This is a genomic window from Seleniivibrio woodruffii (genome assembly GCF_004339245.1).
Taxonomy (GTDB): Bacteria; Chrysiogenota; Deferribacteres; order Deferribacterales; family Geovibrionaceae; genus Seleniivibrio; species Seleniivibrio woodruffii.
On the sequence record NZ_SMGG01000003.1, the window covers coordinates 262,151 to 278,334 of the forward strand.

The following is a 16,184-nucleotide window of genomic DNA, read 5'->3' on the forward strand; positions in this document are numbered from 1 at the left end:
AGGCTTTTGCCGTTACCCATGAGCAGCAGACAGAATTCAAGCATAAGGCAGAGTCTGTGAACGAAAAGGACAAGCCGGAAGGCAAGACCATTGACGACAGAGAACACAGACAGCAGCAGGAGCAGGAACGTCAGAAACGTGAACGCCAGAAGCAGATTGCCAGAAGACTTGTTAAAGATACGGGACATATTATTGATTTGGAAGTTTGAGTATGCGTTTATGTAAACTAATAGTTATAAGTTCAGACAAAGTTCAGGTTATTCAGTGCCGGAGTGAAAATCCGGCATCTTTTGTTGTAAGGCTGGCGGGCGCTGATGAGAGCGACCTGACCAATGCCCTGTATCTGCGCCTTGAGTGGTACGACGGCAACATTTTTCATATGGCCGTGTGCGAGCTGGTCTCTGCCGACAAGGGAAATGTCACCCTTAAACCTGTTTCAGAGGTTCTCAGGAAAGATTCGGAACAGTTTCATATCATTGAATCATTCGACACTGTTGAATCTAAAAAGATCTCCCCTGAGCGTCTGCCCGAATACGCACAGAAAACAGACAACATAAACAGGCGGTTCCGCAACAGCCTTACTGCCCAGATAAAAAATATGCTTTCAGATGAACCTATATCAAACCAGTTTCTCTTCAAGCTTCTGCTCCAGATAGACGGTAAGCTTGACGAACTGCTGGCACACAAGATAGACGGAAGCATAGAGGGGCTTTCGGAGTGCACTCTTCTGGCTCTCAGCGGCGGGGGATTGTATTTCACAGCGGACAGCGCACACCCCGGCGACCTTTTCTATCTCCAGTCGACACCTAAATATACGTCAAATCTTATCTTCGCAGCAGTTTGCAGGGCTGTAGAGGTTATAAGGACACCCGAAGGTGTTGTGGTTATGTCCGAGTTTGCACATCTGGATGAAACTTCCAGAGACGGAATGGTGCATTTCGTATTTGAAAAGGAAAGGGAAAAACTGAAAAGGATAAGAGCCAATGTCTGAGGCCACACTGCTGAGCATCGCATTTTTTCTGATATGCGTGCTTTTCATAATGCTTCTGATAGCATTCACCAAGATAATAAACATCCAGAAACGTCTGGCTGATGTCAGTCCCAAGGATCTATATCCCTTCATGGAGGAGCTGAGGGAGCTTGTTATCGAATCCGAAAGGATCGCCGACAAACTGGAAGACGCAATAGCAAAAAAAGAGGAACTTCTTGAAGATATCTCAACTCTGGCCGAAGATAAGATAAAGCGGCTTGAGTCTATTCAGGTGCCGGATGAAAAGCCCGTGCTTAAGCAGTATTTCGCAATGCAGAAGCAACAGGCGGCATCCGCCGAAGCCCCATACAGAACCGAGCCGCAAACAATGAGAGACAAGATCGCTGAGCTCATCCGGGCCGGTCTGCCGGATACCGAGATCGCCTCCAGACTCGGAATATCCACAACAGAGGTACAGATAGTCAGAAAACTGGACATAGCATGACATGGAAATGATACAAACCACACCTCCCAACCTCCAGCCGGAGCAGCCGGGGCAGGATGTCACCCTCAAAGAGGGTGAGGAAGTGAACGTCGAGGTTCTTAAAAAACTTAAAGCTAACGGATTCCTTCTGGCGGTGAAAGGAAAGACCTTTTCGGCTGAGCTGGACTTCGAGCCCTCTTCCCAGAGTTTCCGTGCAGTTGTGACAAGAGCACCAAACGGAACGGCACAGTTTAAATTCTTCCCGCCGCTCCTTGAAAAAGCGGCCACCACCTTCACACAGCCCAACAGACAGGACACCTTCGTAAGACAGTCATCAACAGCCGCTCAGGATGCGTTTCAGCCAAAACCCCAGCAGACTCCGGTTCAGCCCCAGACCATAAAACCTGACGTTCTGACGCCATCTCCCGAGCTACAGAAAGCACATACACAGATCCCTGTTCAGCAAACTGCGGCCGATGCCAGACAAATAGGCACTGCCACGGTGAAAGATATAAGAGTTATGCCGCAAAAAGCCGAAACTGCTCAGCCGGCAGCACCCTCACCCGACCCGCAGGCAGTCAAACAGGCACAGCAGATGACAAATGCAGTGAGTGTCCGGCCTGCCCAGCCTGTTGTGGAAAACAGCAACACCACAGCTGTCAAACTGCCGCCCAATACTCTGCCTGTTGTGGACGGCGAACCTGTTGAAGTCAACATTGTCAAGATGATGGACAACGGCAAGACACTTATAAGCGTCAAAAGCACTCTTTTTGAGGTTAAGCTGGAACCTCAGCTCTTCAAAACCCTTTTTGCCGAGGCACAGATTCAGGAGGATTCGATACTTCTGACCTTTGCCAGAATGCCTGTGGAAAACCTTAACCCCCAGTTCGTGAAACAGCAGGTGACGGGGTTTGATTTGGAGAAATTCATGAAGGCTTTCGGCAAATTCACCCACGTCGGCATGGAGGATCTGGACGCACAGACCCTTAAGGATTCCCTTAAGAACAGCGGCCTGACCTTTGAAAATAAGCTTCTTAATAACTCCGCAGTGGACGGCGACGAAAAATTCCGTGCCCTGCTCACAGGCGACAACGCCGCAAAGGACGGAATCACCAAGATGCAGATAACAAATCTGGTGATTGCCGACGGGGTGATGTCGTTTCTTAAAACCCGTGACGAGAACGTGGGCGACACCCTTATGAAGATTAAAAGAGGACGTGACGGCTCCAACACGGTTTATGTTTCTACAAACTTTTCTGAACTGGGAGAGACTCTTATTGTCATTAAACAAGTACAGGGCACTTTCACCGTTTCAGTCAAAACCGAAAAGGATATATCGGAATACCTGAACGACATAAACGTTGAAAACGGTACTGTGCGATGGTTCAAGTTCTCAAAACAGGATCTGAAGGTTATGAATCCTGCTTCGGAACTGAACGGAGATATAGGAAAATTTGAGGTTATAATTTAATGAATAATCCCGTTGTACAGCGTATCATGCAGTTTCTCATGGAATCATCTGAGTATTTTGTCGTGCTTTTCATTGCGGCACTCAGCTACTTCATCATCAAAAAAATTCTGGTAAGAGCGATCCACAGATATTTTGAAAAGACAGAGAACCACTACGATGACATCCTCATCGAATCCAATATATTTTCACAGCTAGCCTATATCGCCCCTGCCCTTGTGTTCATATACGCTTCAGACATCATTGTTATACCTAAGTATGTGACACAGATCATAGCTGCATACATTGCTGTAAACATTACTGTTTTCATAATCAGGCTCACTTCTGTCATAAACAGCATTTACAGCACTTTCGAAATAGCCGCCCGCAGACCCATCAAAGGCTACATACAGATGGTACAGGTTATTGCCGGATTCTTAGGTGCAATAATTTCTGTCTGCATGCTGATAGGTAAATCGCCTTTAGGCATACTGAGCGGTCTCGGCGCAATGACAGCCATACTCATGCTGATATTCAAAGACACCATAATGTCTTTCATCGCCGGAATGCAGATCATGTTCAATGACCTTGTTCATAAAGGCGACTGGATTGAGATGCCCGCTTTCGGTGTCGACGGTACAGTGCTCGATATAGCCCTTTACACTGTCAAGGTTGAAAACTTCGATAAGACCATCGTGACAGTGCCCACCAGCAAACTCATCGAAGGCTCTTTCAAAAACTACAGAGGCATGCGTGATGCCGGCGGAAGAAGAATAAAAAGAACAATTATAATAGACCAGTCCACAATCAGATTCCTCAAACCTGAGGACATAGATAAGTTCCGCAGAATAGGCCTGATAAACAAATATCTCGACAGCAAACTCTCTGAGGATATCGACCCCACGGGATGCGATATCAACAAAAGAAGACTAACAAACATAGGCACTTTCCGTGCGTATGTCAGAGAGTATCTGAAGAACAACAAAAACATACATAAAGACTTCACACTCATCGTCCGCCAGATGGCTCCAACTTCCGAAGGCCTCCCGATTGAAATTTATGCATTCGTGTGTAATACTGACTGGGGATTCTATGAAGATGTGCAGGCGGATATCTTTGACCATCTCACGGCAGTTATACGGGAGTTCGATTTACGCATTTATCAGCATATTTCGGATAAAACTCAAATCTAGCAGTTTAGTAGTCCGTGTTTCTTCCGATTTAGTTTATACATCCGGGGGTTTTTATGTTTTTCACCACTAAGTATAAAGTAACGGTTGCAAACAAAAATATAGTTCTGGAGGTCAGGTCCGGCTCAAACCTGTACAAGGTTCTTCGTGAACACGACCTGATAGACAGAATGCTCTGCGACGGCAGCAGCCAGTGCGGAAAATGTAAGGTCAAAATAATCGGCAGCGACATAAACAAACCCACAAAAAAAGAGAGGCTTGTTCTCGCTGAATCCAGCCTGGATTCCGGAATCCGTCTGGCATGCCAGTATTCCGTTAAGTCCGATATTAAAGTCGATACTCAGGAACCCTCAAAGCGTGAGAACGTCAACCCCGGCATAATCAGCATGAAGGTGGTTAAGAAGACCGGAGAGGTTGAGGAGAACGAGTTCAAAAGTTTCCTCAACCCAGACCTGTTCGCTCCGAAAACAGAAACGCCCTCCCCTTCAGTACGATCTCAGGAACCGGTTCAGGAACCTGAACTCATAGTTGACGAATCCATAGACGATGAAGAGGAAACCTATGACAATATTGTTTCACATGAAACATTTGCTTTTTCATCTCAGCCCACCGGCATAACCCCTCCCCCTCAGCCGGAGATCAGGGAAGTGACTCAGGATGTTAAAGAGGAACCCGCACAGCCGGAAGAAACTTTTAAGATAATATCCCACATTAACAACGGTCTGGAAAAGGAGGAGTCCTACAGCAATGACGGTCTTCTGCTGATCCAGCTTCCCGACGGCATTCAGTATTATCACTACAGCGCAGGGATAGGCAACATCGCCTCTAAGGGTATGATAAAGACTGGCGAGCGTCTTGAAACGCTTCTTGAAAAGCAGCTGGTTTCTGATTTCATCTATAACAACATTAACGCAAAAGACATAGAACGTGTGATAATCATGCTGGACGACTGCTATTTCGAAGGCAAGGAGATGTTCAATCTGGTTATCTACACCTCGATAAACGTCGGAACCTTCCTTATCGAAGTTCTGCAACCGATGCAGAACCACAGGGATATGGTTCGTTTCATGCGCTTTGTAAACCAGACCCCGGGCAAACGTCTGCTTATTCCGCTGGATTCTCTGGAAAAGGCCTATTTCCTCGACGAGGGCAACCTGTTTGAACTTGAGGCATCCAACACTGGATATGACGGTCTACTCTCTCTCAGCGAGTTCAACGGAAAGAACCCTGTGATAGGTCTGAGCGACGACCTTCTGGAAACAACAATAAGAGATACTTTTCATCTGCCCGATTCGATATCCTTTACGGTATTCTTCCATACAGCGGTGATATTCATGCGCTCCGGACTCACCGACAAAAGGCTGCAGCTCAGGGAACGTTCGGAAGTTATGGATCTTATGCCTCTTGAGATAACCGTTAAACTGGGCAAACACGACGGACTTAAACGTTTTAATATCTACCGCAAACAGGGCTGTGACCTGTATATCGATCAGAACGCTCTGAACGGTCTGAACCGTTTCAGACTGTTCATCAGATCTGTGATAAGCTATGCGGAAAAGAAATTCAGCAATATCGACAATATAGTCTTCTACACTCTCACAGACAGCATGACACTGGCCGAGGATCTTCTCGCCCTGTCTGCCGTTCCCAAAAAATATGAGAAAAAACTGAAAACCTTCTCCGGAGACCCGTCAATCTACGGCGTACAATTCTTCCAGGAGAAGGATATCGAAAACTACTTTAAGAAGAGATTCGGCACTCACGAGGTTATAAACCTCGACGAGGATGTGGTTTTCACCGACACCCAGAGGGAGTGCGAACAGAAGATTATTTCCTGAAAAGCTCAGTGATAGCTGCGTCCAGATCTGCCGCACGGACAGGTTTGTTCAGGTATACGCAGGCGCCGACGTTTTCGGCCTCTTTAAAGGATTTGTATGAACCGAATGCTGTGATAACTATCACTTTCGCAGCAATATTTCTCTCTTTCATCTTTTCAAGGAACTCAAGACCGTTCAGCTTGGGCATTCTCAGGTCGGTTATGATAAGGTCATACCCGCCATTTTCCGCCTTAAAGAGTCCGTCCAGTCCGTCCACAGCCAAATCGACCTCATAGCCGCCCATTTTCAGAATTTCGGCATATCCCAGCCTTGTGTGTTCTTCGTCATCTACAACAAGAATTTTAAGCGTTTCCATTATCTCTCGCCGTCGTATTTAATAATTTCCCCTGTCTGATAGATGGGGTATATGGTTGAAATAGTATTTTTATAGACCAGCTGCTGACGTCCCTCAAATGATGTCAGAAGTGTATAATTGTCGAAACCGATGAGACTTCCTCTTATCTTTACACCGTTTATAAGGAAGCTGACTATGGGTGAGCGTGATTTACGCACTTCGTTAAGAAAGATATCCTGCATGGGGGGTCTCGTGTGCTTCGGGTGTCGTCCCTGATGTGCGCTGTAGTAAATCTTTGAGATAAAGTCGATATCAACAACTGTCCTCGCAGATGCTACAGTAGCTATATCATTCTTAGATAAGAGAATTTTAAGTTCTGCGTCATCCAGAAGGATGTGATACGGGTCGAAATCCATCACCCTCCCTCTGAATCTCTCTTTGTTCTTCATAATGAACATCAGCGGAATCTTTCGTGTTCTTGCGTTGTGCATAAACACAAATTCTATCTGCGCATGAAATGATGCGCCCGAAACAGAACTATCCATGGTCTCTCCCCAATTATTGTATCTTAGCAGATTATAAATTGTTTATCTGTGTTTACAAGTTATAATTTAATCCACAATGTTTATTTCTGTAAATTTCACATCACCACTGCACTGGTTAAACAGTGAAAACAGACATCAGGTTTTCCACAATATTCTTTATTCAAAAATCCTTGACAAATTTAGCGTAAATCGCTTGTCAACAATTTCCAAATAGCTTATTATTACTACGACTATATTTAAAAAATATAAAAATAAGAGGAATGGTTATGCGTTTTAAGGCAGTTAAGGACGATATTTATCCCTTCATCCAATATGCGAACAACTTTACGAGCCCTAAAAACCTTAATACAATTCTGCAAAATATATTGATCGAAGCTGAAGCGGACGGTGTCACGCTTAAAGCGACGGACATGCAGGTTGGGTTTTCAGGAAAGCTGGACGTAAGCGTTGAGACAACTGGTGTCGCCACCGTATCCGGTAAGAAGCTTCTTGATATCGTAAAGGAGATACCGGACGGTTCAGTAATCGATTTCTTCTTTGACGGCTCAAAGATAAATATCAGCGCAGGAAAGTCAAACTTCAAACTTTCCACTATCAGCCATGAGATATTTCCTACAATGGCCGAGATCACCCCTGAATACAGCCTCAAGATTAAAAGCCAGCTCCTTCTTGAACTCATAAAAAAGACAAGCTTCTGTATCTCAACAGACGCATCCAAGATAGAATACACAGGAGCGCATCTGGCAGTATACGGAAACAAGCTTGAAGTATCTGCAGCAGATTTTCAGAGAATAGCCACAAGCAGTCTCATGTTTGACGATGAATACGCAAATGAATTTATCATCAATATTCCCAGAAAGACTGTTGTAGAACTTATAAAAATCCTCGATCATGACGAGTATGTCGAAATAGACACAGACAGAAAGCAGATAATATTCAAAATAGGAACCATTCAGATATATTCAAAACTCATTGAGAAATATATCAAAAGCATCACTAAACTGTTCTCTAACGAATTTCCGCTTACTGCAAAGCTTAAGCGTTCCGAGTTTCTCGACGTTATAAAACGTGTATCCGCAATCACAAGTGAAGTCACCCACGGCGTTGTTCTCTCATTTAAAGACGACAGCCTGACACTTTACAGCCTTGAGACCGAATACGGAGCAGGTAACGAAACTGTCGAGGATTACGAATACAAAGGAAATCCCATAGACATCATTTTCAACTCCAAGCACATGGTGGAGATGATAAACAACATAGACACCGACTATTTCATCCTCCAGATGATAGGCGACAGAAACCCTGCCGTCATTCTTCCGGACGGCGGTGACTATAAATACCTTGTGGTTCCCATCTCTATCAACAGGTTCTGATGTACACACAACGGGTCAGACTCGTTAATTTCAGAAACCACAGGGATTCGGTTTTCAGTTTTCAGAAATATAACTACATTCAGGGCGACAACGGCAGCGGCAAGACCTCTGTCATTGAAGCCCTTTATATTCTGTTCAATCTAAAAAGCTTCCGCCCTCAGCCTGTTAACCGTGCGATCAGTTTCAGCATGCCTTTTCTGGACATCTCAGCAAAATGCGGAATAGAACCTGACAGCAGAATTCTCCGGTATCATTACGACACAAAGGCAGAACTGCGGGACGACACAGGAAAGATAAACCTGAAAACGAAGTATCTTCTGGATCATCCTGTGGTCTGCTATTCACCGGAATTCAGGCAGATTGCAGCAGATGATCAGGACGACAGACGCAAATTTGTCGACAGGGTTGCCTTCCAGCTTGATATCTCACATTTTGACCGGCTGACTGACATGAAGCATCTGAACTCAATGAAATCCGCAGAGCTGAAAAAGGACAGACCTGACGTGCTCTATATAGACTCTCTGAACGACAGAATTGTGGATATTTCGAAAAAAGTGACCTCGGCAAGGCAGAATGCCGTGATTCGTATTAACGAGCTTCTTAAAGGCTATTATTCCCTTCTGAAGGATAACGACGGTTTTCTCCTTGATCTGAGGACAAACACTTTCCGCCCTGAGATACTTAGCAAAGAAATTGATGACAGGCGTGTGGTTTACGGCTGCTCCAGAGACAAGCTCTATTGTCTGTCTGAAGGCCGCATTTATGACAGGTTTTCGTCATTCGGTCAGAAGAAGACATTTGTGCTTCTGACACTGGCTGCAGGGCTTAAAGTGCTTGAAGAAAACGGCAGAAATGATATAATAACCTTCTTGGACGATTTTGAAGCGGGACTCGACGAAAACCGCATCAGGAGAGTATTTGAAATGTTCTCGTCCAGCTCTCAGGTTTTTATTACAGGGGTCAGAAATCACTACTTTTCTGATTTACATTCAATAAGGATACAGGTGAAAAATGACGAACACTCCCAATAATTACAGTGAAGACAGTATCCGAGTGCTCGAAGGTCTGGAGGCTGTCCGTCAGCGTCCGGGTATGTACATCGGTTCGGTGGGCTCAAGGGGTCTGCACCACCTGGTGTACGAGGTTGTTGATAACTCCATCGACGAGGCCTCAGCAGGGTATTGTAGTAACATCAACGTAATTATCCACATAGACGGTTCCGTTACTGTTGAGGATGATGGCCGTGGTATTCCCGTGGGTATGCACCCCACAGCCGGCAAACCCACTGTCGAGGTGGTTATGACGGTTCTCCACGCAGGCGGTAAGTTCGACAGCGGATCATATTTCGCATCCGGCGGTCTCCACGGAGTGGGCGTTTCAGTTGTAAACGCACTCAGTGAGTTTCTTGAGGTAACAGTCCGCAGAGAGGGCGGGGTTTACTTTCAGAGATACGAACGTGGAAAACCTGTCACAGAGTTCAAGCGTGTGGGCGACACAGACAAGAAAGGTACGAAGATAACGTTCAAGCCTGATTTCCAGATATTTGAAACTCTGGATTTCTCATATGAAACACTCTCCAGACGCCTTCGTGAGCTTGCTTTCCTTAACAGCGGTCTGCGCATCAAGGTCAGCGATGAGCGTTTTGACCAGTCGAACGATTATCACGCCGAGGGCGGAATTGTCAGCTATATCAAGTTCCTGAACAAGGCTAAAACACTTATACTTGACGAACCCATATATCACATGGAAATGACTGATGACCGTATATCCGTCGAGTTCGCAATTCTTTATAACGACAGCTATGTCGAATCCCTCTACTCATATGTCAACAATATCCACACAGAGGAGGGAGGTACCCATGAGGCGGGCTTTAAGGCAGCTTATACAAAAGTTTTCAACAACTTTGTCAACAAGTACAACCTCATAAAAGAGAAGATAACACTCACCGGGGACGATATCCGTGAGGGTATGTCCGCAATAATATCCGTCCGTCTTAACGAACCTGTTTTCGAAGGACAGACAAAGACAAAACTGGGCTCAAGCTCCGCAAGAAACGCCGTTGAATCTATAATGAGTAAATTCCTTCAGGATTTCTTCGAAGAGAACCCTAACATTGTCAAAAAGATACTCGATAAAGCACTTCAGGCGTTCAGAGCCAGAGAGGCCGCAAGAAAGGCGAAGGAACTCACCAGACGCAAGAACGTTCTGGAGGTTTCAACCCTTCCCGGAAAACTCGCAGACTGTCAGGAAAAGGATCCCGCAAACTCGGAACTCTTCCTTGTCGAGGGTGATTCTGCGGGTGGTTCTGCAAAACAGTGCCGCGATAGACGTACTCAGGCGATACTCCCCCTTAAGGGTAAGATACTTAACGTTGAGAAGGCACGTTTCGATAAACTGCTCTCCAGTGCAGAGATAAGAACTCTTATCACCGCTCTGGGAACAAGCATCGGCGATAAGGATTTCAACATAGAAAAGCTCCGTTACCACAAAGTCATCATTATGACCGATGCCGACGTGGACGGTGCGCACATTTCAACTCTGCTTATGACCTTCTTTTTCCGCTACATGAGACAGATAATCGAGCGGGGATACCTCTATATGGCCGCTCCCCCTCTTTACAAGGTCAAAAAGGGCAAAAGCGAGAGATATATCCAGAACGAGGACGAGATGGAGGACTATCTGCTCGATCTCGGTCTTGAGGATGTTGAGATTCAGGGCGTCAACCGCAACAGATATAAAGAGCTTCTTATAAACCTCATTAAAGTGAACCGTATGGTGAGCAAATATGAAAGAAAGGGTTTTGAGAGAAGACTTATCAAAACACTTGCTGTGTATGACGAACTTGACTATACGAAACTCGAAAACGAGGATTTTGTCAGAGGCATCTATAAAAAGCTTCAGGACAACGGCTCACTGACCAAGTATATCAATACAGGCATTAACTTTAACCCTGAGTTCGGAAGATATAATATCACTCTTGAGAGCAATTCACAGCTTCTGGCAATCAACACTGAGCTTCTGGCAACGCCCGAATTCAGAGAACTTCGCCGTCTGGGAATGTTCCTTAAAGAGATCGGCGATGCGCCCTACAGAATTAAAGTCGGCGAGGATATGAAAACCTTTGAAACACTCACCGAGTTTGTAAGCTTCATAGAGCAGAGGGGCAAAAAAGGTCTTAATATCCAGCGATATAAAGGTCTTGGTGAGATGAACCCCGAACAGCTCTGGGAAACCACAGTCGACCCCGAAAGACGTACTCTTTATCAGGTGCGTATCGAGGATGCCGAGGTTGCAAGCGAACTTTTCACCCTGCTGATGGGTGATGTTGTTGCACCCAGAAGGGAGTTCATAGAGAATAACGCTCTTAATGTCAGAAATCTGGATGTCTAGGTGTATTAATGGAAGATAAAAAACGTATTGTCGGAATATCGATAGAGGATTCCGTAAAAAACAGCTACCTTGATTATGCTATGAGCGTTATCGTGGGCAGGGCGCTTCCGGACGTTCGTGACGGTCTGAAACCCGTCCACCGCCGTGTGCTCTACTCCATGAGCGAAATGGGAGTTGAATACAACAAACCCTATAAAAAATCAGCCCGTATCGTGGGTGACGTTATCGGTAAGTATCACCCCCACGGCGACAGTGCGGTTTATGATACTCTTGTGCGTATGGCACAGGATTTCTCGCTGAGATATCCCCTTGTTGACGGTCAGGGTAACTTCGGTTCCGTTGACGGCGACAGTGCAGCGGCAATGAGATATACCGAGGTAAGGCTCTCAAAGATAGCCGACGAGCTTCTTTCCGATCTCGACAAAGACACGGTGGACTTCTCCCCCAACTACGACGGCTCCCTTGACGAACCCGTTGTTCTCCCCACCCGTGTCCCTACTCTGCTTATAAACGGAACCAGCGGTATTGCGGTGGGTATGGCTACAAACATTCCTCCCCACAACATAACTGAGATTATTACCGCTCTTGACTTCATGATAGACAACGAAAACTATACTGAAGAGGATATCCTCGGAATAGTTAAAGGCCCCGACTTCCCTACATACGGCCTTATCATGGGCAAAAAAGACATTATGAATGCCTACAGAACCGGACGAGGCTCAATCACCATCCGCTCAAGGATCGTTATTGAAGAGACTAAATCCGGCAAGCCTGTGATAATCGTTCGTGAGATCCCCTATCAGGTTAACAAGGCCTCAATGATAGAGAAGATCGCAGAACTTGTTCAGGAGAAGAAGATAACGGGAATCACTGACCTTCGTGACGAATCCGACAAGGACGGTATCAGGGTTGTAATCGAGCTTCGCAAAGGCGAAAACGTGGATGTTGTGCTCAACAGGCTTTATAAATTCACTCAGATGCAGACCTCTTTCGGTTTCAACATGGTTGCTCTGGTGGACGGAAAGCCCCACACACTCTCACTTATGCGCATTCTGCAGGAGTTCATCAAACACAGGGTGACAGTGGTTACCCGCAGAACCAGATTCCTGCTTAAAAAGGCTGAAGACAGACTTCATATCTTGGAAGGTCTGATCAAAGCCGTTGAAAACATTGATGAAGTCATCAAGACCATCAAAGCATCCAAAGACACAGCGGATGCTAAGAGAAATCTGTGCGAAAAATTCGGATTCTCCGATATTCAGGCTCAGTCCATCCTTGAGATGAGACTGCAGAAACTCACAGGCCTTGAGATTGAAAAACTTCAGGAAGAATATCAGAACACACTTAAAGATATCGAATATTTCAGAAGCATTCTGGGCAACAGACACGTTATGATGTCGCTTATCAAAGAAGAGCTGGACGAAGTGAAAGCTAAGTACGGTGATGAGAGACGCACTGAAATAACTGCTGACGTTCAGGATTTCGAAGACGAAGACCTTATTCCCAACACTGAGAAAGTTGTGACAATGTCACATCAGGGTTATATAAAGAGCACCCTGCTCAACTCCTTCACATCACAGAGAAGGGGCGGCAAAGGTAAGACCGGAGCCGGCAGCAAGGAAGAGGACTTCATTGAAAGGATAATCGTGACCACAAATCATACACGCCTGATGTTCTTTACAAACACAGGCAAGGTTCATTATCTGAAGGTCTACAACCTGCCCGAAGCGCTTAAAGAGGCGAAAGGCAGACATATTTCGAACCTTCTGACCCTTGAGCCTGAAGAGAAGATCGCAAGCGTGCTCCCCCTGCCTGCAGACATTGAAGGCAAGTATCTGTTCTTCGCCACAAAAGACGGCGTAGCCAAGAAAACAAGCCTCGATGAGTTCTCAAGCGGCAGAAGCGGGATCGTAGCTATCAAAATGCGTGACGGTGACGAGATCATCGCCGCAGACATTACAACTGACGAAGACCACGTTATCTTCACCAGCAGAGACGGAAAAACCATTCAGTTTTCATCTCAGGATGTCCGTTCTATGGGAAGAAGCGCAACAGGCGTCAGAGGCATGACCCTTGAACTCAGAGACTACGTTGTTTCTATGGAAGTTCTCACAGGAGATCCTTATATTCTCTCTGTAACTGCGGGCGGCTACGGCAAGCTCACCGAAAGAGAGGAATACAGAGTTCAGACCAGAGGCGGAAAAGGCGTTAAACTTTGCAGAGTAAGCCCCAAAACAGGCTATGTATGCGGAGCCAAGCAGGTTCGCCCCGGCGATGAGGTAATGCTGATAACCAAGTCAGGAAAAACAATCAGAATAGATGTCGCAGGCATATCCACAATGGGACGTGACACAATGGGTGTCAAACTTATGGATATCGAAGAGGACAACGAGATTATATCTTTTGCGGTAGTAAAGGAGGGACAGGATAATGGCAACAGTGATGGACGGGAAGATTCTGGCAGCGAAGGTGAGAGCGGAGCTGAAACAGAAGGTTGACGGATACAAGGCTAAATCGGGCAGAGTTCCCGGTCTGGCCGTGGTTCTGGTGGGTGAAGACCCCGCCAGCCAGGTTTATGTGAGAATGAAGAACAAGGCGTGTGAAGAGGCAGGCTACAAATCCATAGTGAACAGGATGCCCGCCGAAACCACCACGGAAGAGCTTCTGGCAGTGGTTAACGAGTATAATAATGATGATACAATCAACGGTATCCTCGTTCAGCTTCCTCTGCCCAAGCAGATAGACGAGAAGAAGATACTTTATGCTATCAAACCAGAGAAGGATGTGGACGGTTTCCATCCCTTCAACGTGGGTCTTATGAACATCGGCGAAGAGACTCTCTTCCCCTGTACTCCCTACGGATGTATGAAGTTCTTTGAGGAATACGGCATAGACACAACCGGCAAAAATGCAGTTGTTATAGGCAGAAGCAACATCGTGGGTAAACCCATGACCTCTCTGCTTATAAAAGCTAACTGCACTGTTACTGTATGCCACTCCAAAACAAAAGATATCGCAGGCATATGCCGTCAGGCCGACATAATTGTTGCGGCGATAGGCAAGCCTGAGTTTGTTACTGCAGATTTTGTTAAAGAGGGCGCAGTTGTTATCGACGTAGGTATCAACAGAGTGGACGACAAGCTTGTGGGCGACGTTGCGTATGAAGAGGTGGCAAAAAAAGCCAGCTATATAACGCCCGTTCCCGGCGGTGTGGGCCCCATGACCATCGCAATGCTTCTCGCCAACACAATGAAGGCTTTCGAGGCTACACTTTAATAATATGAACACCATTTATGCGGCTATTAGCCCGTTGATCTCTTCTGCAATTATTGCCGTACGGATTTCGGGGGACAAAGCCGTTGACGTATTTAAACTTTTAAACGGGGCGGATACCGAAAGTATCCAGCCCCGTCATGTTTATAACCTTAAATATCAGGGGCGTGTCACTGATGACGTTCTCGCTGTATTTTTCAAGGCTCCTAACTCTTATACAGGCGAGGATGTTGTTGAAATATCTTTCCACGGCAACCCGCTTATAGTCGCAGAAGCATTCAAGGATTTTGAAGAAATAGGCTTTGTAACCGCCGAACCCGGTGAGTTCACTAAAAGAGCTTTCCTGAACGGCAAAATGGATCTGACACAGGCCGAATCCGTTGCCGAGCTTATCTCTTCAAAGACCCTTCAGGGCATAGACTATTCTTATCAACAGCTTAAAGGCTCCATGCGCAAAGAGATAGAGTATATAAAAGACCTGTTTATCAATGCTCTGACAATTATTGAGGCACATATCGATTTTCCTGAGGAAGATATTGAGGATGCCCATGCAAGGATAGTGTTTGAGAACCTTGAACTGCTGAAAGCGGAACTGAAAGGCATTCTGTCTTCATATGACAGCCACAGGATAATGCGTGACGGCTACAGAATAGCCATCGCAGGGAAACCTAACACAGGAAAATCATCCCTCATGAACTATCTGCTGAAAGAGGACAGAGCCATAGTGTCCGATGTGGCGGGTACTACACGGGACTATATTGAGTCCAGCTTTGTTCTGAACGGGATTCCGGTAAGTCTTGTGGATACAGCAGGGCTTCGCACAACATCTGATGCTGTTGAGCAGGCGGGAATAATACGCACAGGTGAGGTTATCCGTGATGCTGACCTTGTTCTGGTGCTTCTGGACGGTTCCGAACCTCTTGACGATGAGGACAGAGCTGTTCTTGAGAGCACAATTGGGCTTAAAAGACTGGTTGTTGTTAATAAGTCCGATTGTCCCGTGCAGATTCAGGGTGTCGAATATGATTGCATGGTGTCTGTGAAAGACGGAAACGGTATGCCGGAGCTTCTGAATATCTGTGCAGGACTTGTCAGCGTGGCTGATGCTGACAGATTTGGCAAGGCTGTAATGGTTACAGCACGCCAGAGAGGATATTTTGTACGAATCCTTGATACGGTTGAAAGGCTATCTGGAGAGACAGAGATTAATTTTGATATATTTGAGTACGAACTGAACAGTTCTCTTCGTCTCCTTTCGGAGATAACGGGGCTTTCATATACAGAAGATATTCTTACCAATATCTTCAATAACTTTTGTATTGGAAAATAATGTGGATAAG

The 16,184-nt window shown here is 45.9% G+C and carries 14 protein-coding genes; 12 read left to right on the plus strand and 2 right to left on the minus strand.

Annotated elements, in window-relative coordinates; translation table 11 throughout:
* The first annotated feature begins 56 nt into the window (after positions 1 to 56).
* From C8D98_RS13675 to C8D98_RS01215, 6 genes are read left to right on the plus strand one after another with little or no spacing between them, the layout of a single operon-like run.
* Complete coding sequence (locus C8D98_RS13675) at positions 57 to 209, plus strand: hypothetical protein (RefSeq protein WP_165871139.1); 153 nt, start codon at positions 57 to 59, stop codon at positions 207 to 209.
* A gap of 2 nt (positions 210 to 211) precedes the next feature.
* Positions 212 to 991: a PilZ domain-containing protein gene (locus tag C8D98_RS01195; RefSeq protein ID WP_132871278.1), complete on the plus strand. Its 780-nt coding sequence runs from the start codon at positions 212 to 214 to the stop codon at positions 989 to 991.
* A complete protein-coding gene (locus tag C8D98_RS01200) occupies positions 984 to 1,475 on the plus strand; it encodes a hypothetical protein (RefSeq protein WP_132871280.1) in 492 nt (163 codons plus the stop codon). The genes C8D98_RS01195 and C8D98_RS01200 overlap by 8 nt, the downstream gene beginning before the upstream one ends.
* A 1-nt stretch (position 1,476) precedes the next feature.
* Positions 1,477 to 2,925 (plus strand): hypothetical protein, encoded by a 1,449-nt coding sequence (locus C8D98_RS01205; RefSeq protein ID WP_132871281.1) that lies wholly within the window; start codon positions 1,477 to 1,479, stop codon positions 2,923 to 2,925.
* Positions 2,925 to 4,094 (plus strand): mechanosensitive ion channel family protein, encoded by a 1,170-nt coding sequence (locus C8D98_RS01210; protein ID WP_132871283.1) that lies wholly within the window; start codon positions 2,925 to 2,927, stop codon positions 4,092 to 4,094. Before C8D98_RS01205 ends, C8D98_RS01210 begins: the two co-directional genes overlap by 1 nt.
* 53 nt (positions 4,095 to 4,147) lie before the next feature.
* Complete coding sequence (locus tag C8D98_RS01215; protein WP_132871285.1) at positions 4,148 to 5,929, plus strand: 2Fe-2S iron-sulfur cluster-binding protein; 1,782 nt, start codon at positions 4,148 to 4,150, stop codon at positions 5,927 to 5,929.
* On the opposite strand, the gene C8D98_RS01220 is transcribed toward C8D98_RS01215, so the two are convergent.
* Entirely contained in the window at positions 5,919 to 6,284 is a 366-nt protein-coding gene (locus tag C8D98_RS01220) for a response regulator (protein WP_132871286.1), read from the minus strand. The two genes, C8D98_RS01215 and C8D98_RS01220, sit on opposite strands and share 11 nt — an antisense overlap.
* On the minus strand, positions 6,284 to 6,808 hold the full coding sequence (gene hfq, locus C8D98_RS13955) for an RNA chaperone Hfq (RefSeq protein ID WP_132871288.1): 525 nt from the start codon (positions 6,806 to 6,808) through the stop codon (positions 6,284 to 6,286). Before hfq ends, C8D98_RS01220 begins: the two co-directional genes overlap by 1 nt.
* Positions 6,809 to 7,074: 266 nt before the next feature.
* On the opposite strand from hfq, the gene dnaN reads away from it, so the two are divergent.
* Genes dnaN through mnmE form a run of 6 tightly spaced genes read left to right on the plus strand, consistent with a single transcriptional unit; the run spans position 7,075 to position 16,174 of the window.
* Positions 7,075 to 8,181 carry a DNA polymerase III subunit beta gene (gene dnaN, locus C8D98_RS01230; RefSeq protein WP_132871290.1) on the plus strand — a complete coding sequence of 369 codons (1,107 nt, stop codon included), beginning with the start codon at positions 7,075 to 7,077 and terminating at the stop codon, positions 8,179 to 8,181.
* Positions 8,181 to 9,212: a DNA replication/repair protein RecF gene (gene recF / locus C8D98_RS01235; RefSeq protein ID WP_132871292.1), complete on the plus strand. Its 1,032-nt coding sequence runs from the start codon at positions 8,181 to 8,183 to the stop codon at positions 9,210 to 9,212. The genes dnaN and recF overlap by 1 nt, the downstream gene beginning before the upstream one ends.
* On the plus strand, positions 9,193 to 11,571 hold the full coding sequence (gyrB, locus tag C8D98_RS01240; protein WP_132871293.1) for a DNA topoisomerase (ATP-hydrolyzing) subunit B: 2,379 nt from the start codon (positions 9,193 to 9,195) through the stop codon (positions 11,569 to 11,571). Before recF ends, gyrB begins: the two co-directional genes overlap by 20 nt.
* Before the next feature lie 8 nt (positions 11,572 to 11,579).
* Positions 11,580 to 14,069 (plus strand): DNA gyrase subunit A, encoded by a 2,490-nt coding sequence (gyrA, locus tag C8D98_RS01245; RefSeq protein ID WP_132871295.1) that lies wholly within the window; start codon positions 11,580 to 11,582, stop codon positions 14,067 to 14,069.
* Positions 14,002 to 14,847, plus strand: a complete 846-nt coding sequence (gene folD, locus C8D98_RS01250) for a bifunctional methylenetetrahydrofolate dehydrogenase/methenyltetrahydrofolate cyclohydrolase FolD (protein ID WP_132871296.1) — start codon at positions 14,002 to 14,004, stop codon at positions 14,845 to 14,847. Before gyrA ends, folD begins: the two co-directional genes overlap by 68 nt.
* Positions 14,848 to 14,851: 4 nt before the next feature.
* Positions 14,852 to 16,174 (plus strand): tRNA uridine-5-carboxymethylaminomethyl(34) synthesis GTPase MnmE, encoded by a 1,323-nt coding sequence (mnmE, locus tag C8D98_RS01255; RefSeq protein WP_132871298.1) that lies wholly within the window; start codon positions 14,852 to 14,854, stop codon positions 16,172 to 16,174.
* Positions 16,175 to 16,184: the final 10 nt, after the last annotated feature.